At 63.2% G+C, this 18,548-nt stretch carries 18 protein-coding genes; 9 read left to right on the forward strand and 9 right to left on the reverse strand.

All coding sequences use genetic code 11. The annotated features are described in order from the left end of the window. The first annotated feature begins 184 nt into the window (after nucleotides 1-184). From proS to VQ044_RS05555, 8 genes are all read left to right on the forward strand, one after another. Nucleotides 185-1,507, forward strand: a complete 1,323-nt coding sequence (proS, locus tag VQ044_RS05520; protein ID WP_327645761.1) for a proline--tRNA ligase — start codon at nucleotides 185-187, stop codon at nucleotides 1,505-1,507. A gap of 74 nt (nucleotides 1,508-1,581) precedes the next feature. Next, nucleotides 1,582-2,808, forward strand: coding sequence for a lipoprotein-releasing ABC transporter permease subunit (locus tag VQ044_RS05525; protein WP_327645837.1), 1,227 nt, complete (start codon nucleotides 1,582-1,584; stop codon nucleotides 2,806-2,808). Then, nucleotides 2,808-3,500 (forward strand): ABC transporter ATP-binding protein, encoded by a 693-nt coding sequence (locus tag VQ044_RS05530; protein ID WP_327645759.1) that lies wholly within the window; start codon nucleotides 2,808-2,810, stop codon nucleotides 3,498-3,500. The genes VQ044_RS05525 and VQ044_RS05530 overlap by 1 nt, the downstream gene beginning before the upstream one ends. A gap of 389 nt (nucleotides 3,501-3,889) precedes the next feature. Continuing rightward, nucleotides 3,890-4,279, forward strand: coding sequence for a hypothetical protein (locus VQ044_RS05535; RefSeq protein ID WP_327645758.1), 390 nt, complete (start codon nucleotides 3,890-3,892; stop codon nucleotides 4,277-4,279). Between the two features lie 448 nt (nucleotides 4,280-4,727). Beyond that, complete coding sequence (locus VQ044_RS05540; protein WP_327645757.1) at nucleotides 4,728-6,179, forward strand: TolC family protein; 1,452 nt, start codon at nucleotides 4,728-4,730, stop codon at nucleotides 6,177-6,179. Nucleotides 6,180-6,197: 18 nt separating this feature from the next. Further along, nucleotides 6,198-7,586: a multicopper oxidase family protein gene (locus tag VQ044_RS05545; protein ID WP_327622877.1), complete on the forward strand. Its 1,389-nt coding sequence runs from the start codon at nucleotides 6,198-6,200 to the stop codon at nucleotides 7,584-7,586. Nucleotides 7,587-7,637: 51 nt separating this feature from the next. Then, nucleotides 7,638-8,126, forward strand: a complete 489-nt coding sequence (locus tag VQ044_RS05550; RefSeq protein WP_327645756.1) for a cupredoxin domain-containing protein — start codon at nucleotides 7,638-7,640, stop codon at nucleotides 8,124-8,126. A 40-nt stretch (nucleotides 8,127-8,166) separates the two neighbouring features. Beyond that, complete coding sequence (locus VQ044_RS05555) at nucleotides 8,167-8,451, forward strand: copper-binding protein (protein ID WP_327622875.1); 285 nt, start codon at nucleotides 8,167-8,169, stop codon at nucleotides 8,449-8,451. Between the two features lie 402 nt (nucleotides 8,452-8,853). Here VQ044_RS05555 and VQ044_RS05560 read toward each other — a convergent pair whose 3' ends face one another. Then, the gene (locus tag VQ044_RS05560) at nucleotides 8,854-9,183 is read right to left on the reverse strand and encodes a hypothetical protein (protein WP_327645755.1); all 330 of its coding nucleotides are present in this window, start codon (nucleotides 9,181-9,183) and stop codon (nucleotides 8,854-8,856) included. Nucleotides 9,184-9,207: 24 nt separating this feature from the next. Here VQ044_RS05560 and VQ044_RS05565 point away from each other — a divergent pair, with 24 nt between their 5' ends. Further along, nucleotides 9,208-10,161: an adenylate/guanylate cyclase domain-containing protein gene (locus tag VQ044_RS05565; RefSeq protein WP_327645754.1), complete on the forward strand. Its 954-nt coding sequence runs from the start codon at nucleotides 9,208-9,210 to the stop codon at nucleotides 10,159-10,161. Nucleotides 10,162-10,222: 61 nt separating this feature from the next. Here the strand turns inward: VQ044_RS05565 and VQ044_RS05570 are convergent, their stop codons facing one another. Genes VQ044_RS05570 through VQ044_RS05605 form a run of 8 tightly spaced genes read right to left on the reverse strand, consistent with a single transcriptional unit; the run spans nucleotide 10,223 to nucleotide 18,531 of the window. Continuing rightward, nucleotides 10,223-11,632, reverse strand: a complete 1,410-nt coding sequence (locus tag VQ044_RS05570; protein ID WP_327645752.1) for an NADH-quinone oxidoreductase subunit N — start codon at nucleotides 11,630-11,632, stop codon at nucleotides 10,223-10,225. A gap of 1 nt (nucleotide 11,633) precedes the next feature. Beyond that, complete coding sequence (locus VQ044_RS05575; RefSeq protein WP_327645750.1) at nucleotides 11,634-13,130, reverse strand: complex I subunit 4 family protein; 1,497 nt, start codon at nucleotides 13,128-13,130, stop codon at nucleotides 11,634-11,636. A gap of 3 nt (nucleotides 13,131-13,133) precedes the next feature. Further along, a complete protein-coding gene (locus VQ044_RS05580; protein ID WP_327645749.1) occupies nucleotides 13,134-15,059 on the reverse strand; it encodes an NADH-quinone oxidoreductase subunit 5 family protein in 1,926 nt (641 codons plus the stop codon). Then, complete coding sequence (gene nuoK, locus VQ044_RS05585) at nucleotides 15,059-15,364, reverse strand: NADH-quinone oxidoreductase subunit NuoK (RefSeq protein WP_187389396.1); 306 nt, start codon at nucleotides 15,362-15,364, stop codon at nucleotides 15,059-15,061. The genes VQ044_RS05580 and nuoK overlap by 1 nt, the downstream gene beginning before the upstream one ends. Beyond that, the gene (locus VQ044_RS05590) at nucleotides 15,361-16,125 is read right to left on the reverse strand and encodes an NADH-quinone oxidoreductase subunit J family protein (protein WP_327645748.1); all 765 of its coding nucleotides are present in this window, start codon (nucleotides 16,123-16,125) and stop codon (nucleotides 15,361-15,363) included. The genes nuoK and VQ044_RS05590 overlap by 4 nt, the downstream gene beginning before the upstream one ends. Then, the gene (locus VQ044_RS05595) at nucleotides 16,116-17,039 is read right to left on the reverse strand and encodes an NADH-quinone oxidoreductase subunit H (protein WP_327645747.1); all 924 of its coding nucleotides are present in this window, start codon (nucleotides 17,037-17,039) and stop codon (nucleotides 16,116-16,118) included. The genes VQ044_RS05590 and VQ044_RS05595 overlap by 10 nt, the downstream gene beginning before the upstream one ends. Further along, a complete protein-coding gene (locus VQ044_RS05600; RefSeq protein ID WP_327645746.1) occupies nucleotides 17,036-18,184 on the reverse strand; it encodes a hypothetical protein in 1,149 nt (382 codons plus the stop codon). Before VQ044_RS05600 ends, VQ044_RS05595 begins: the two co-directional genes overlap by 4 nt. Further along, nucleotides 18,175-18,531, reverse strand: a complete 357-nt coding sequence (locus tag VQ044_RS05605) for an NADH-quinone oxidoreductase subunit A (protein WP_327622867.1) — start codon at nucleotides 18,529-18,531, stop codon at nucleotides 18,175-18,177. The genes VQ044_RS05600 and VQ044_RS05605 overlap by 10 nt, the downstream gene beginning before the upstream one ends. Nucleotides 18,532-18,548 lie beyond the last annotated feature (17 nt).

Raw genomic sequence — 18,548 nt, forward strand, 5'->3', positions numbered from 1 at the left:
GTCACGTGAATTTTGCGACTGTGTGATTTTTTGATCGCGCCGCCGTCACGGCGATGCCGTCGTCAGCCCGATTTGTCGCCGATGCGCGGATGGCGTGTTGCCGTCTTTCCAATCACGGATCAAGCGTTTAAGACGCGACCGTGCGGCCATGGCGCCGCGACACACCGATTTTACCGGAAACCTCATGCGCCTGTCGCGATATTTTCTGCCCATTCTCAAGGAAACCCCGAAGGAAGCGGAGATCGTTTCCCATCGGTTGATGCTGCGCGCCGGCATGATCCGTCAGCAGGCGGCTGGCCTCTACACCTTCCTGCCGCTCGGCAAGAAGGTGCTCGACAAGGTCTGCGGGATCATCCGCGAGGAGCAGGATCGCTCCGGGGCTATCGAGCTGTTGATGCCGACGATCCAGCCGGCCGATCTGTGGCGCGAGAGCGGCCGCTATGACGACTACGGCAAGGAGATGTTGCGGATTGAGGATCGCCACGAGCGCGATCTTTTGTTCGGGCCGACCAATGAGGAGATGGTGACCGACATTTTTCGGTCCTACGTGCGCTCCTACAAGGACCTGCCGCTCAATCTCTACCATATCCAGTGGAAGTTCAGGGACGAGGTGCGGCCCCGCTTCGGCGTCATGCGTTCCCGGGAATTCCTGATGAAGGACGCCTATTCCTTCGACATCGACTTCGAACGCGCCAAGACCGCCTACGACCGGATGTTTGTCTCCTATCTGCGGACCTTCCAGCGCTGCGGGCTGAAGGCGATCCCGATGCGGGCCGATACCGGACCGATCGGCGGCGATCTCAGCCACGAGTTTATCATTTTGGCTTCGACCGGCGAGAGCGAGGTGTTCTGTCACCGCGACTATCTCGATCTCGACGTGCCGGACGAAGGCGTCGATTTCGACGACGCGGCTGGTCTTGCCGAGATCGTCAAGTCCTGGACCACGCCATACGCGGCGACGGACGAGATGCATGACACCGCCGCCTGGGACACGCTGCCGGAGGACCAGAAGATCGCCGCGCGCGGTATCGAGGTCGGCCACATCTTCCATTTCGGGACGAAATATTCCGAGCCGATGAAGGCGGTCGTCACCGGCCCCGACGGCAAAGACGTGCCGGTCCACATGGGCTCCTACGGCATCGGGCCGAGCCGTCTCTTGGCGGCGATCATCGAGGCCTCGCACGACGAGAACGGCATCATTTGGCCGAAATCCGTCGCGCCTTTCGATGTCGGTCTCATCAACATGAAGCCGGGCGATGCCGCCTGCGACGCTGCCTGCGACGACCTCTATCGCCAGCTCCAGACCGCTGGCCTCGACGTCCTTTATGACGATCAGGACACGCGCGCCGGAGCCAAATTCGCCACCATGGACCTGATCGGCCTCCCGCTGCAGGTGATTGTCGGTCCGCGCGGCGCCAAGGCGGGGGAGGCGGAAGTCAAGGTGAGGGCGACCGGCGCGCGCGATACGATGCCGCTCACCGCCGTGGTCGAGCGGGTACTGGCGTGAGCGATACCCCTTTCGCAGCCCGTGCGGCGCCTGAGGGCCGCACCTCGACCCGGCCGTTCTCGCGCTTCGAATGGATGCTGGCTGGCCGCTATCTGAGGTCGCGGCGCCGCGATGCCGGGGTGTCGGTGATCGCCGGTTTCTCATTCGTCGGGATCATGCTGGGCGTGGCAGCGCTGATCATCGTGATGTCGGTGATGAACGGGTTTCGCGGCGAGCTGTTGACCCGCATTCTCGGCGTCAACGGTCATGTCATCATGTTTCCGATCGACCAGCCGCTCCGCGACTACGACGAGGTCACCAAGCGTATCGCGGCGGTGCCGGGTGTCGATTTTGCCATGCCTTTGGTGCAGGGGCAGGTCTTGGCCTCGGGCGCCGGAACATCGAACACCGGCGCGCTGGTCAAGGGCGTTCGCGGCGCCGATCTCGACGAACTCGCGCCCGTCTCGGAGAACATCCGGCAAGGCACGCTTTCTGAGTTCGACACCGGCGGCGGAGTGGCGATCGGCATCCGGTTGGCCGAGGCGCTCGGGCTGCGGCTGAACGACAACATCACCTTGATCTCGCCTGATGGCGACGTGACGCCGCTCGGCACGACGCCGCGCGTCAAGGCCTATCCGGTCACCGCAATCTTCGAGATCGGGCTGTCGGAGTATGACGCGGCCTATGTCTATATGCCTTTGTCGGAGGCGCAGCTGTTCTTCAATCAGGAGGACCAGGTGCAGTCGATCGAGATGTTCGTCGACGACCCGGACGCCGTTCGCGCGCTACAGCCGAAAGTGGAGGCGGCGGCCGACCGCCCGAACTACACCGTCACCTGGCAGGATCAGAACGCCTCGTTCTTCTCGGCGCTGGAAGTCGAGCGGAACGTCATGTTCATCATCCTCACGCTGATCATCCTGGTTGCTGCTCTCAACATCATCTCCGGCCTGTTCATGCTGGTGAAGGACAAGGGGCGGGATATCGCGATCCTGAGGACCATGGGGGCGACCAGGGGCGCCGTGATGCGCGTGTTCCTGATCACCGGCGCCTCGATCGGTCTCGCCGGCACGTTCGCCGGGCTGGTCTTGGGCGTACTGTTCGGTCTCAATATCGAGAACATCAGGCAGTTCTTTTCGTGGCTGTCCGGGACGGTGTTGTTCAATCCCGAATTCTATTTCCTTAGCCGGCTTCCCGCCGAGATCGACGCGACCGAGGTGGTGCTGGTCGTCGCGATGGCGGTCGGCCTGTCGTTTCTGGCAACGATCCTGCCGTCCTGGCAGGCGTCGCGGCTCGATCCGGTCGAAGCGTTGCGGTACGAATGATGGCTGAGACCTTTGCGCTGCGGCTCGATCAGGTCGAGCGGCACTACAAACAGGGCGATGACCGCCTGACCATTCTCGACGCGGCCGATGTCGGCATCAGCGCCGGCGAGATGGTGGCGCTGGTGGCGCCGTCCGGGGCGGGAAAGTCGACGCTTCTTCACATCGCCGGCCTGCTGGAACGGCCGGACGGCGGAGAAGTGTTTATCGATGGGCAGGCTTGCGGCAGTCTCGGCGATGACCGGCGGACCGAGATGCGCCGTCGCTCGATCGGTTTCGTCTACCAGTTCCACCATCTGTTGCCGGAGTTCTCCGCGCTCGAGAACGTCATGCTGCCCCAGATGATTCTCGGTCAGCGTCGTCCGGACGCTGTCGCGCGAGCGCAGGAGCTTCTCGACTACATGCGCATCGGCAAGCGGGCCGACCATCGCCCGGCCGAACTGTCGGGTGGTGAACAGCAGCGCGTCGCGATCGCCCGAGCGGTGGCCAACGCGCCGCATGTCCTGCTCGCCGACGAGCCGACCGGCAATCTCGATCCGACGACGGCGGGCTACGTGTTCGACGCACTGACGGCGCTGGTGCGCCAGTCCGGCGTGGCGGCCCTGATCGCGACCCACAATCATGAGCTTGCCGCGCGCATGGACAGGGCCGTCACCATCGAAGCCGGGAAGGTCGTTCCGCTGCAGATGGGTTGATGCCGCTCGCGCGGCTGCTGCCTTTGTCTGGGCGCCCTCGCTCCCATCGACGCAGGTGAGAAGGTGTTCGGCGAGCGGGCCGAACTGTTCGATGGAGGAGGCCAGCGCTTCCTTCCGCGAACGGGTAACAACGCGGTCGTCCGAGGCTTGGATAGGTTTTAAACTCTATTTCTCGGCCTTGCGATCGAATGCGCAAACTTGGTGCAAGGTTGGAGCCGGTTTCAGTCACAGTCGCCCGAGTTCGGACACTTTGCGATGCGATCGAACGTCATGGTTGAGGATGCGCACTGCTCCGCGAGATTGATGAATCTGCAGTGCAACACTCTCTAGCCGATGACGTCGACGTGAACATTTCAGGATGGACGGATTCGAACGAATCCAGTACCCGGATGCAGATGACGATCTCAAAGCTCCCCTTGCAAGCGATAGGCAGGCTGTTCGCCGCAGCGCTGTTCTGCGTGGCGGTGCTTTCGTCTCAATTGGCACACGCGTCGCCCCACACGGGTGACCGCGCGTTTGCAGCTTCGATCGTCGATCCATCAGTTGCTGAAGTTGCCGAGGATCATCTCGCTTCGGCCGCGAACGATGCCGCCAGCGACGCCAAGCCCTTGCCCAAGGCGACGGGCGACAAACACAACGATCACTGCCCGCCGGCTTCAATGCCGGACCTGTTGGTGGAATATCATCTGGACTGGCCCTCCAAGTGGGGTCTCGGTTGGCACGTGGTCGAATTGGTGGGAAGCCAGGTTCCGACTGGCAAAAGACCCCCGCGAGCGTGAACTGACGGCGCCGCCGCGCGCCCCATGATGTTCGCATACCGTCTCCGACGGATCGGACATCGTCACGGATGAGTCCTCCTCACGCCTAGAGCGTCAGGTGTTCTCGCTGCTCCACGTTTGGGAACTTCATCGTATCGACCGGCCCGTGAACGGCTGGCGAGCGGGAAAGTTCGCCCGTTAGGTCCTTTTCAATGATCCGCTTCATGATTGTCGGCTTGCCCGGCCTGCTTCTGGCTGGCTGCGCGACAAGCGAACCCATGGGTTTGCCGCAAGTTCTCACATACCCGTCCGCGGACGACCCGTCCGCTGCGTCCGGCGGCACCAATTACCGGTCGGTCATTGGTGGATATTCAAGGCGTAGTCCCGCCGAGCCAACCGGATGGCGGCGGACCGGCGTCGCGATGGCCCCGGTCGGCGCTGAAACTGCCACCGAAGATGAGGCGCCGAAATGATGCGTGTGTTTCGCAAGGCCGCGATGGCGGTTGTCCCCCTTTTCGTCTCCGGCTGCGTCGCGATCACCGAAGACTTTGATCCGAAGCTCGGCTTTGCGATCGTGCAGGATCAGACCGCGGCAACCCTCGGCAAGGAAACTGCCTGGGTTCAGAATCGGGCCGAGGCGGCCGCCGTCAACAAGCGTGTCAGCCAGCTTTTGGTGAACAAGACCGTCGGGGTCGAAACGGCGGTGCAAGTTGCGTTGCTGAACAACAAGAGCCTGCAGGCCGCCTATGCCGACATCGGCATGTCGGTTGCCGATCTCTGGCAGGAGAGCCTGCCGGTCAATCCCAATCTGGCGGTGAGCTATGCCGGCATCGGCGCGCTGCGAACCGTCGAGGGGCTGATCGCGGCCAACGTCATCCGGCTGATGACGCGCGAGCGGCGACTGGACGTCTCCGAGGTGCGTGTGCTTCAGGCGCGGTTGCGGGCTGTCGAGGCGACGCTCGCGCTGGCCGCGCAGACGCGGGCCGCATGGATCGAGGCGGTCGGCGCCTGGGAGACCGTGGCCTACATGAACCGGGCGAAGGTCGCGGCCGATGCGGCTGCCGAGCTTGCTACCGAACTCGGGAAGACGGGGGCCTTTCCGAAGATCGATCAGGCTCGTGAGCAGGTGTTCTATGCGGAATTGACCGGCCAGACCGCCGAGGCGCGACTAGCCGCGCAGCTCGCCAAGGAGCGGCTGATCCGGCTGATGGGGGTTTGGGGAGGGAACCTGTCCTTTGAGGTGCCGAACGCGCTGCCGAGCCTGCCACGCAATATCCAGACCCGCAACGCCATCGAGGCGGAGGCGTTGCGCGATCGCGTGGACCTGCAGGTGGCGCGGCTCGAACTGGATGCGCTGGCGCGTTCCTACGGCCTGACGAAGGCCACGCGCTACGTCTCCGATCTCGAATTGGCCGCCGGGCTCGAGCTTGAAGAGGAAGTCGAAGAGGGCGAGGACGGCAGTAAGAAAAGCACCAACCAGCTCTCGGGTATCCTTGAGGTCGGCCTGGAAATTCCGATCTTCGATAGCGGTCAGGCGCGGCTTCGCAAGGCTGAATTCGCGTATCTGCGGGCTGCGAACGTCTTGGCGGCAAAGGCCGTCGACATCCGCTCGGAAGCGCGCTCCGCCTACAAAGCGTACCGCTCCCGATACGATATCGCCAGGCACTATCGCTCGAACGTCGTACCGCTGCGGACGACGATCGAGAAGGAAGCGATCCTCACCTATAGCGGCATGATCTCGAACACGTTCGACCTTCTGGCCGACACCCGGGCCAAGCTCACCTCGATCATCCTCTCCGTCAACGCCAAGCGCGCCTTCTATCTCGCCGATGCCGGGCTGGCCTCCGCCGTCTATGGCGGCGGCGAGATCGAATCGGGTGGTGGTGTCGAGATGGCGGCCGGCGACGGCGACGGCGATTGAACGGAAGGAACCAGACAGATGTTTTCCAGAAGACAATTCATTGGTGCGGGCGCCGCGCTCGCCGGGACTGCGATGTGGTCGAAGACTTCGGCCATGGGCTTGCCGGAAGCTCCGATCATGGAAGAGGCGGCAACGCAGCCGCCGCTGATGCCAACGGCGGGGCCTGACTACAATCCTGTGGTGACCCTAAACGGCTGGTCGCTTCCGTTCCGCATGAACAACGGGATCAAGGAGTTCCATCTCGTGGCCGAGCCCGTCGAGCGGGAGATGGCCGATGGCATGACCGCCTATCTGTGGGGCTACAACGGTCAGTCGCCCGGCCCGACGATCGAATGCGTCGAGGGCGATCGAATCCGCATTTTCGTCTCCAACAAGCTTCCCGAGCATACGACCGTCCACTGGCACGGGTTGATCCTTCCCAACGGCATGGATGGCGTGGCCGGGTTGACGCAGCCGCCGATCCCGTCGGGCAAGACGTTCGTCTACGAGTTCGACGCGCTGAAGAGCGGCACCTTCATGTATCATCCGCATGGCGACGAGATGGTGCAGATGGCGATGGGGATGATGGGCTCCTTCGTCATCCACCCGAAGGACCCGTCCTTCATGCCCGTCGACCGCGACTTCGTCTTTCTCCTGTCGTCCTACGACATCGATCCGGGCTCCTACCTGCCGAAGGTCATGGAGATGACCGACTTCAACATGTGGACCATCAACAGCCGGATTTTTCCGGATGTGGCGCCGCTTATCGTGGCCAAGGACGACCGGGTGCGCGTGCGGGTCGGCAACCTGACTATGACCAACCATCCAATCCACATGCACGGCTACGATTTCGAGGTCACCTGCACGGATGGCGGTTGGGTGCGTCCGGAGGCACGCTGGCCGGAGGTCACCATTGATATCCCGGTGGGGGCGATGCGGGCCTACGAATTCGACGCGGTCCATCCGGGCGATTGGGCCCTGCACTGCCACAAGTCGCATCACACGATGAACGCGATGGGGCACGATGTCCCGACCTTCATCGGAGCCAACAAGACCAACGTCGCCCGCAAGATCCGCACGGTCCAGCCGGACTACATGCCGATGGGAACGAAGGGCATGGCGGATATGGCGGAAATGTCGATGCCGATCCCGGACAACACCATTCCGATGATGGCCGGCTGGGGACAGTTCGGCTCACTCGAAATGGGTGGCATGTTCACCGTGGTGAAGGTGCGGGAGGGGATCGAGGCCGGCGACTACGAAGATCCCGGCGACTATGAAAATCCCCCTGGAACGGTGGCCTACGAATGGACCGGATCGCTGCCCGACGCGACAGCGGCTCCCGCGTCCAGTGCGCAGGGCAGCGCGCTGCCATCGAAACCCAAGCGGCAGACGATGCCCAGTGGGGGAACGCATTCCGGCATGTAGCAAGGCTGGGAAAGCAAGGGACGCAAACACAAAACGAAACGAGGATAATTTATGCAGAAACGACTGTTCATCGCGACGGCATTCGCAGCCGCGCTCGTCGCCACATCGGCGTCGGCCGGCGGTAAGCATGGCGGCGGTCATGAGGACGAAGTGGCGATCGGCAAAGCCGGCAAGGCGGCGACCGCCGATCGGACCATCGAGATCACGATGCTGGAGACCGAGGACGGCGACATGCTGTTCGAACCTTCCAAGATCGAGGTCAAGAAGGGCGAAACCATCCGCTTCGTCATCGCCAATGACGGCGTGCTGGAGCACGAGTTCGTCATGGATACTTCGGAAGGGGTCCAGGAGCACAAGCTGCTCATGGAGAAATTCCCGGAGATGGAACATGCCGATCCCAACGCTATCCGTCTGCCCGCGGAGGAAGCCGGCGAAATCGTTTGGACTTTCACCAAGGCCGGCGACTTCCAATTCGCGTGTCTGATCCCCGGACACTACGACATGGGCATGCATGGCCCATTGACCGTCGCGTCGCGTTGAACGCGACACATCTCTCACCCTCACAATCAGGAAAAATCACATGACCAAGCTCATCAAAATCGCCGCGCTCTCGTTCCTTTCGCTCGCTCTGGCCAGTCCAGCCCTCGCGGTCGAATACACCAAGGGCCAGATCACCAAGATCGACGCCAAGCAGCAGAAGCTGACGATCAAGCACGGCGCGTTGAAGAACCTCGACATGCCGGCAATGACCATGGTCTTCAAGGTTTCTGACGAAAAGATGCTGACCAAAGCGAAGGAAGGCAAGAACATCGAGTTCGTCGCCGACCGCGTTAAAGGCAAGCTTACCGTCGTCGAGATGAAGTAGGGCTCGACACTCACGGCTCGGGGCGAATGGAGTTCGCCCCGAGCCGGTTCGCGACGACTATGCTGGTTGCGAATCGACTGAGAGAGCCGTCGATAAAGAAATATAATAATATTTATTTTTCTTTTTAATATAACATCGTATTATGATTGTCATCATAATGACAAAATTCGGTACTTTATATATATTGGCAGGAAGAATAAAATATTGCTACAGTATTTAATCAGATAAATCCCGCCATCGCATTCTTCCGACGAGAAGCGCTCGGGGACAACGTCCGCTGATTGGATCGATTGCGATCTTCGATCGGTGGACAGATCTCCCTCTACTGCAAACCGAGACGCGAGGCAGGCGTGAGAGCGCGTGTTCTTGCCGTCGTGCGCGCCGTCAACGTTGACTGCGACATCAAGGAATCAAAATGCCGAGGCAATCACCCCAATGGTAGCAATCGACTCGGGCCGCAGCGACATCGACGGAATGATCTTGGAGGTCGAGCGGCGTAACGAGCTGAGGACCGTCATCTGGCGCTTCCTCGCCCTTCTCGTCTTCGCCATCTCGGTGGCTCTCGAGCCGGACGTTATCAACCATCAGGCGCATATCGCGCTGTTGATCGCGTACGCCGCGACGTCGGTTCTGGCCGTGGCTCTCGTGGTGTCCGGGTTGTTCCGCTCGTGGCTGAATTGGCCCTACATCTGCATCGACGCCGCCTTGGTCGTTTATCTCGCGGCCGAGCACATGTTTATTCCCGGCTCGTCCTTCGTGGAAGCGCTGGCCACGCCCAGTCTGGCGATCGCATTTGTCCTTCTTTCCCATGCCAGCATGCGGATGCGCGCCGGTCCGGTGGCGGTTTTCGCTGCCCTCGTGACTCTGGGATCCGCCGCCGTCGCGGCGCTGTCCCTGTTCGACGACCCGTTCCAGATCGGGATGTCATCAGAGGAACTACAAGCGGCGAGCGTACGCCTTCTCGCCTTCGCGGCTGTCGCGGCCATCCAGGTCATGTTGGTGGTCGACATCAGGCGGCTCGTGCGCTTTGCTGTGTCGACGTCAAGTGAGCGCGCCAATCTTTCCCGGTTTTTCTCTCCGACGACGGCGGTGTTACTGGCATCGGGTGGGGCACATGTCGGACTTCAGCGAAACGAGGCGGCCGTCGTCTTTATCGACATCCGCGGCTTCACGGGGTTGTCGGAGCAAATGGCGCTGGAAGATGTCGCGTCGCTGCTGTCGGAATACCGTCAACGGGTGGTGGAAACGGTTTCGGAATGGGACGGACGGGTGGACAAGTTCATGGGCGACGGCGTCATGGCGGTGTTCGGCTTTCCCCACCCCGATGCCACGGACGCCGTGCGTGCGTTCGACTGTGCGTGCGACCTGATCCATCGCCTGGAGACATGGAGCGACATGAGGACCAATGACGGCAAGATCCCGCTCCAGTTCGGCGTCGGGATCCACCACGGCCATGTCATTGGCGGGGTCGTCCTCGGCGGCCGGCACAGCGAGTACACGGTACTCGGGGATGCGGTGAACCTTGCGCATCGCCTGCAGGAAATGTCGAAGACGCTTGGGGCCAAGATCGTCATTTCGCGGGAGATCCTGCGGCGATTGCCGTCAGGACGGCTCGGATTGAGCTGGCGATGGAGTCAAAACGTTCAGGTGCCTGGCCGAATGGAAGCCGCAGATGTTTTTTATCTTCCGATTGAACAGATGCTGAGCTGATCGCCGCAAGGTGATCTCCGCCGTAGCGGACCCTCTGGCGTAATGACGCAGCCCAAAATCATCAGGGCAGCAGCTCGGTCCCGATGAGCGGCGCCAGGATTACGTTCACCAACAGGCCGAGCAAGACGATGGCAATGGGCCCGGTGACCATCGCGACACCGGACCATGAGCCGAGCGTTGCCGGCTCGCTCAATGATTTGGCGAAGATCATCGGCGCGATGAAGCGCAGGTAATAGAACAGCGAGGCTACCGTGTTGGCCACAGCGGCCACCGCCAGCCACCCGTATCCGCCATCGATCGTCGCGAGGAACAGTTCGAGCTTGCCGACGAAGCCGATCAGCGGCGGGATGCCGACCAGGGATAAGAGCCCGATAATGATGGCGGTCGCTTCCAGTGGCCTGCTGCTGGCGAGGCCGGAGAAATCGGCGCGGTCGGTGCGGCCACGCAGATGCGTGATCGCGGCGAAGGTCGCGAGGTTGGCGGTGCTGTAGCCTAGAAGGAATATGATCAGGGCCGGCATCGCGGCGGGACTGAGCCCGACTACGGTGATCGCCATCAGCGCGTAGCCCGATTGCGAGACCGACGACCAGCCGAGCATCCGGCGCAGATCGTCCTGCCAGAGGGCAGCCAGGTTTCCGAGCGTCATGGTGATCAGCGCCAAGGCCGCTACCAAAGGCCGGACGGCGGCCGCGTCGATGGGAAACAGTGAGACAAGGCGGGCCAGCACGATCGCGGCTCCAATCTTCGGCACGACCGTGAGGAAGGCGGCGGATGGGGCCGGGGCGCCTTCGGCGACATCGGGCATCCAGGCGTGAGCAGGCGCGGCGCCGAGCTTGTAGCTCAGGCCGACGAGGACGAGGACAGTTCCCAGCAGCAGGACTGGCGACGATTCACCGGAGGCCAGCGTGGCTCTCATCCCTGTGAACCCCGTATCACCCAGCATACCGACCATCATGATGGCGCCGAGCATCAAGCTGGTATTGGCCAGCGCGCCGATCAGAAAGAACTTCATGCCGGCCTCGACCGACAAGGCCCAATCGCGATGATAGGCGGCGAGAACATAGCCGGTCGCCGAGGAGAGCAGGGCGCCGATGACGAGTTGGAGGATATCGACGGCGCCGGCCATCGCCATCGCGCCGAGCGCCGAGAACAGGAGGATGGCGTAGTATTCGCCATGCCGACAGTCGCGGTCGAACCAATCGGGCGACAAGACGACGACGAAGGCCGTCGCGCCGAGGATGAGCAGCCGCCCCCAAATGCTGGCCGCATCGAGCGCCCAGCTTCCCGAGAAGGTCAGCCGCTCCGAGCCGATCTGAAGTCCGCAAAGGAAGGCGGCAACGCCCAGCCCAAAGAGGGCGAGAGGCGCGCCGATCCACTGCCGCTGTTGTGGGGCGAAAGACGCGAACAGAAGAATAGCGACCGCCGTCACGATGACGGTGATCTCCGGGAGGATATCTCCAAGCGGCATCATGTCAGCCTTCGGTCCCCTGGAGAGGCAGGAAAGCCGAACCGGTTTCGATCATGGCAAGGAGCCAGCCGGGATAGATGCCGATCAGCACGACCAGGGCGAGAAGGAGCGCGAGAAATCCGACCTCGGTCCTGTTGAGATCGGTGAAGCCCTGACGCTGATCCGCAAGCTCGCCGAAGAAGATCTGCTGCAGCATCGACAGGAACAACGCGGCGGTGATGAGGATGCCGATCAGGCCGATCGCGGCGAGCCAAGGGTAGACGGCGAAGGTGCCGGCGAAAATCTGAAACTCCGCCACGAAGCCGGCCAGCGCGGGCAAGCCAAAACTGGCGAAGGCGGCCAAGAAAAATCCGATCATCAGTTTTGGCGCAACGCGGGCAAGCCCGCCATAGGCCGAAAGCTCGTAGGTTCCGGTTCGCTGCCAGAAGGAGCCGGCCATCAGAAAGAGGGCGCCGGTGATCAGGCCGTGCGCGACCATCTCGGTTATTGCACCGTTGAGCGCCAGGCTGCGTGCCGCGTCGCCGCCAATCGCCGCGCCGGCCGCGGCGATGCCGAGGACCGTATAGCCCATATGGTTGACCGAGGTGTAGGCGATTCGCCGCTTCAGATTGGTCTGGCCGAGGGCAACGATCGCGCCCCAAAGGATCGAGACGACGGCGACGATCGCCAAGGGAAGAGCGTACGCGGCAAAGGTTTCGCGCATCATCGAGAACGGAATCCGCACGATCCCGTAAGTGCCCATCTTGAGCAGAACGCCAGCCAGGATCGCCGAGGCCGGCCCCGGCGCTTCGACATGGGCGAGCGGCAGCCATGTGTGAAACGGCACGAGCGGCGTCTTGATTGCGAAGCCGACAAGAAATCCCAGGAGCACGAGGCTCGATCGAATATCCACTCCTTGCAGGGGCTGAGCGGCGATCAATTCGCGCATGTCGAAGGTCAGCGTATCGTTCGCCAGGACGAGACCGAGGATCGCCAGCAGGATCGCCAGCGATCCCGCGAGCGTATAGATGAAGAATTTGAGCGCCGCGTATTCCGCGTCGCCGTGGCCCCAGCGACCGATCAGAAAGTACATGCCGACCAGGCTGAGATCGAAGAAGACGTAGAAGACGAGCAGGTCGAGGGTCAGGAACAGACCGAGCGAGACCCCCTGCAGGAACAGGAACCAGGCATAGTACTGCCGCGCCCTGCCTTTGTAGTCGGCCGGCCACGCAAGGGCGCAGAGAAACAGCAGCCCGCTCATCAGGGAGATGGCGAGCGCCATGCCGTCGACGCCCACCCGCCAGGCGACGCCGAGCGTCGGAATCCATTGCAACTCGCCGACGGCCTGAAACGCTGGCGCGTCCGCGCCCGTGTCGAAGCCCATCCAGACGATGACCAGCATCAGCAGCGACAGACCCGACGCCGCCATCGCTATCAGGCGCGCCATCGTTTCGTTCCAGGCCGGTCGCACGGCCAGGGCAAGGGATGCGAAAAGCGGGAGCAGGATAGCGAGTGTCAGCATGGGTCAGGAAACAATCAGGAGGAACAGGAAGGCGAGGATCGCGCCGCCGGTGGCCAAGGCATAGTAATGGTGGGACATGCCCGTCTGCAGGCGCCGGGCATCGCGCCCGCTTTGCCCGACGATCAGGGCGGTGCCCTCGGCGAGGCCGTCGATCAGCCATTCGCCCGTGCGGTCGCTCGCCGAGGCGAGCCATGTGACAGCGCTGGCGCTGGCGGTGACTCCGCGGTCGAGGACGCGATCGTCCTTCCGACCGCCAAGCCGCGCGGCGCGAGCGCCACTATTGGCGATCAGCCGGACGCCGGCATCGATCACCCGATCGTCCACCGCCGCGGCCGCCACTGCCAAGCGTGTTACGGGACGGGTGATGGTCCGCTCGATCAGGTCCGGCAGGCCGAGCCAGTCGGCCGTCTCCGCGGATCGTCCCTCAACCCCAATCTCCGGAAAACGGCGGACCAGAAACACACCGACGAGAAGCCCGGCCGCGACGGCCGCAGTCGATAGGATAAAGGTCGCGAGGCTTGCCTCAAGGAGCTCGATTTCGAGCACCCGGCCGGTTGCTTCGCGCACCGACGGCACCCAGACGAGGGATGTTGCCAGCGTCAGCAGGGCGAGCGCCACGACGGCGCCTGTTTCGACCCGGCCGGGCTTGGCTTTGGGAGAATCCTGCTCCTGGCGTTCGACAAGCCCGAACGCTGACAGTTGAAACCGGGTCGCGTAGGCCGCACTGAGCCCGCCTGCCAGGATCACGCCCGCCGCAATCCAGACACTCCCATGCTCCGCAGCCGTGACGATAGCTTCCTTGGTCCAGGCACCGCCAAGTGGGGGGATGCCGGCCAGAGAGAGGGCGCTGATGGCGGTCATGGTCGCGACGAGGGGCAACGCCCGGCCAAACCCCATGAGATGCTGGCCATAGCTCCCCGCCCGTTCCCCCGCGATTCCGGCGGCCAGAAACAAGAGCGCCTTGAAGGCGGCGTGGGCGACGAGATGCAGGAAGGCGATGCCGGGATATCCGGACCCCACGGCGACGAACATCAGGCCATAGTGAGCCGACGTCGACGCGGCGAGCAGCTTCTTGGCGTGGTTTTGGAGGGTTGCCACCAGCCCGCCCGACAGAGCCGTCGCCAGTCCGATCGCAACAATCGTTTCAGGGACGCCCGGCACCGTCGCCAGGAATGGTTCAAGGCGGATGAGGATATAGGCGCCAGCGGCGACCATCGTTGCCGCGTGGAGGAGCGCGGAGACGGACGTTGGTCCCGCCATGGCGCGAAACAGCCAAGGGGAAAACGGGACCTGGCCGGATTTCGAAGCCGCCGAAAGCAAGAGGCCGAACGCGACGATGGCGGCGAGCGGGCCTGAGATGTTGCTCAGACCGTCGTAGGAGAACGAGCCCGTCGCGGCGTAGGCGGCCATGGCCGCCGCAAACAATCCGAGATCGCCGAAGCGTGTCATCAGGAAGGCGTAGAGGCCGGACGCGGCATTATCGGCATGACGCCAATCATGGGCAATGAGAAGATAGGAGCAGGCACCGACCAGCTCCCAGCCAATCAGAAGAGTCAGCAGATCGTCGGCGATCACCAGAAGCTCCATTCCGGCAACGAACAAGAGCAGGATCGCGACGAGCCGCCCGAGACCGGTCTCGTCTTCGTGGAAGGCGGCATAGGCCAGGATCGGCAGCGCGATCACGGGCACAAGCATCGCCATGGCGCCGGCGATTGGTGTCAGCACCGCGGTCAGGCGGAGGGGTCCCGACCAGACGATCGTTCCGGTCCAACCGCCCGCGGCGGCCAGCAACGCCAGAAGAAGAGTGAGCCCGAGACCGACCATCGCAACGACCATCAGCAGGCGACGGCTGGGGGCACCGGCGAGCTGGGATGTCAGCGGCACGGCGGCCGCGGCGACAATGGGCAGGAGGGCGACCAGGAACAGCATCAGTGCTTCATCGTCCCCAGGCTTTCGGTCGTGTCGGCCTGTCGTTTTCGATAGACGGCGGTGACGAGCGCGAAGCCAACGGCCATGTCGACGGCCATCACGGCCATGACGATGATCGCCAGAAGTTGCCCCTCCGGTGCTCCGCCGAGGCTGAACGACCAGAAGCCGATCACCGCGAGGAGGCCACCATTGAGCATCAGTTCCAGTCCCATCATCAGCATGACAAAGGACTGTTGGGACAGAGCGCCATATAGGCCGATGCCGATCAGGGCGCTGGCGACGATCAGGACGCTCACGAGACTCACGAGGGTGCCTCCGTTTTCGAGGTCATCGATCGGTCCCCGGCCGACCAATCGCTGCGCAGCGACGGCCGCCGCCCGCTTTCGCCGCCATCGGCGTCGTGACCGTCAGCCTCCGGATGTCCCTCCGCGTGTTCCGCGTCCTCATGTCCATCATGGGAACCGTGCATGTGATGATGGCCGTGACCGCTTGCCTTTTCGACCCGACGGCCGGCCGGCTCGCCGCCCACCTCCAGCCCTGGGGGGCGGGAGCCCTCGTCCGAGCGACCGAAACGCCCGGTTCGCGCCGACAGAACGACGGCGCCCACCATTGCGGCGAGAAGTGTGACGCCCGCGGTCTCGAAGATGAGCATCGACGGGCCGAGCATTTCCAGGCCCAGGTCGCGGATGACCTGCCGGCTCGGATCGACAGGGTCGATCGGGAAATCCGTCGCGAGGATGGCTGCGCTCAGCCCCACAAAGGCGACGATTCCGGCGCCGATCGCAAAGCGGTTCTGGTGAACCATCATCATGGGATTGAGTCCGGCCGGGTTCATCATGAACATCACCATGAAGAGGGCCATCACCATCATTTCCACCGCCATCATGAAGATGGTCGCGATGCCGATATAGGGTGCGGCCAGCATCAGGATGATCAGCCCAACCGCCGTGAAGGACAACAGCAGAAGAAACGAGGCGCGCACCATGGAATCGGTCGCGAACACGCGCCAGCCGGAGACGATCGCGACTGCGGAGAGCGCCAGGAAGGCGAGATCGATCAGCCCCATAACAACAGCTCCACACCGACGGCGACGAGCATGAGAAACGACAGCGGCAACAGCGCCAGCCAGATCAGGTTCATCATCCGGTCCGGCGGCAGCCGGGCGAAGACTTCGCCGGCGCCAACGAGGACGACGAGAACGAGACCTGTCTTCAGGACCAGCCAGACGAACCCGGGGAAGACCGGACCGAGATACCCGCCGAGGAAGACCGTCGCCGCCATCGCGGAAACCGAGACGAGCATGGCGAGCCGCGCCAGCCACCATGTCAAACGGGTCGTCCCGGAGATCTCGGCCGTCGTTCCACCGGCCAGATCGTAGGGATCGGCATAGTCGAAGGGGCCGCGAAGACTGAGCGACAGGCCCAGCATCAGAAAGAGGACGAACCCGGCGGGCTGGCGCACGATGTTCCAGACGCTCCGTTGCGCTTCGACGATGTCCGTGACGGCGAGAGACTGGGCCGGAAGCGCGGCCGCGATCAGCACGAACATGGACAGGAGCATGGCAGGAAGCCCGATCGCGACGTAGCGATAGGCGCCGATCAGGGGAAGCGGCGAGTTCGCAGACCAGCCATGCAGGAACACCGCGACGACGGTCAGCGATTCGCACGCGCCCCACAGGACGATGCCGGCATCGAGATCCGCGGCGACGACGCCCGGCGCGAAGGGAACGACGCTCAGACCGATGGCGGCCAGCGTGAAATACAGGAGGGGAGCGAGAATCCAGTTGACCTTGTCGGGATGTTCCGTCTCGCCGGTCTGGGCCATCGCCAACGATGCGGCGACTTTGATCGGGCTAACGAAGCTTGCTTTCAAGGATTGGCCGGCGACGAGGGTAGGCACTGTCCGGTCGAGCACGGCGGCTACGACGATGCCGGCCAAAAGAAACAGAGGCAGAACCAGGATCGCGAGCACTTGAGTCATGCGCCCGGCGCTCTGTGAGCGTGTGCGCCATGCGGGTTTCCAGCCCCATGCCCCTCATGATTCATCCGGTTTTCGTCCTTCCGGTCCTGATCGTCCGCCTCGGCATCCTCGGCTTCGACAGGCGCCAGGGAGATCAGCGTTTCGGTATCGAAGCTGTTGGCGATGAGAACGGCTTCGCACCACTCGCGCCCGCGCAGAAGGTGGACGAGACGAGCAGTTTTGAGGGGAGAGGTTGTCGCGGAATCATCGAACGTCCCGGGCTGGCTTTCGTCCAGCGCGGCCAGCCATCGCTCGACCCGCATCCGGACGTCGGCACCCTCGACTACGCCGATACCGGGAGGGATGGCGGCAAGCGCACCGGACCAGCGAAGCAGCTGCCTGATTTTGGTCAGCTCTATGGGTTTGCCGGCGCTCAAGGATCGAGCGGCCTCGAGACAGCGGACGGCTTGTGCGTCAAGGCCGAGGACCGGCAGGAAGCGCGCAAGAGCCCGTAAGGCGTTGACCTTCCGGTCGGCGGGTTTCGCCTGGGGAAAGGGCGGTCGCAAAAGCTTTGCGGTCTGAATGACGTCGCCCTGCAATGTCACCGACAGCTTCAGGCCCGGCGGGAGCATCGGCAGGAACGGGCCGAACGGCGCGGTATAGGCGTCGAGCGCCAATCCGTCGCGCAGATCATCGTCGGTCATCGCCATCGGCCGGCCATAAGGGGTTCCGCCCATCATCCCTTCGCCGCCCTGGCCGTAATCTCCCTTGCCGCGCCAGGGATTGGGCGGCTCGTCTGGCAGGATGTCCGGTTCGCTATCCCGTGTCCCGTCGATCAGCGCGCGGTGGATCGCCTCGAGAGCCGCGACGGGGTCGTCCTCGTCCGAAGTCGCCGGTTCAGCGAAGTCCGGCCCGGGATTCGACTTCCACCAGAGCGTCGCGCGAGGATGTAGCATCTGATCATGCAGGCGGCGGAGATCGTCCTGATCGGCCTCCCGTACCGGCCCCGCGACAAGCAGAATTCGGGCATGGCAGACGCTGTTTGTTCGAGTGATCCGGCTGTCGAGAAAAAGGTCGTCAGCCGCGGCGCGCATCCCGGCGCCGACAGCCGCGAAAACAGGGACGGGTGCCGCGCCCGCGAGGCGGCGAAGCAAGGCTATTGCCACCGGAAGATGCCCTCCCGCCACCCATAGACGATCCCGACGGAGAGGATGGCGAGGAACATCCCCATTTCTATCATCGCCTTGCCGCCCTCTTCGACGAAGACGACGGCCCAAGGATACATGAACATCATCTCCATCTCGAAGGCGACGAAGAGCAGCGTCATTGGGTAGTAGCGGACATGGTAGCGCTGCCAGGCATGGGTGTCCGGCGTCCCGCCGCCAAGAAACGGCGTCTTCTGGGGTTCGGTCAGGGAGGCGGCAAAACCGGAGGGCGCGAACCGGACCACAGCGGCGATCGATGCCGCGAAAAATGCAATGACAAGGGCGCCAGCCAAGCCTTCCAAAGCCATGTCCTTTTCGTGTCGGT

This window comes from Aurantimonas sp. C2-5-R2, from assembly GCF_036549495.1.
Classification (GTDB): domain Bacteria; phylum Pseudomonadota; class Alphaproteobacteria; order Rhizobiales; family Rhizobiaceae; genus Aurantimonas; species Aurantimonas coralicida_A.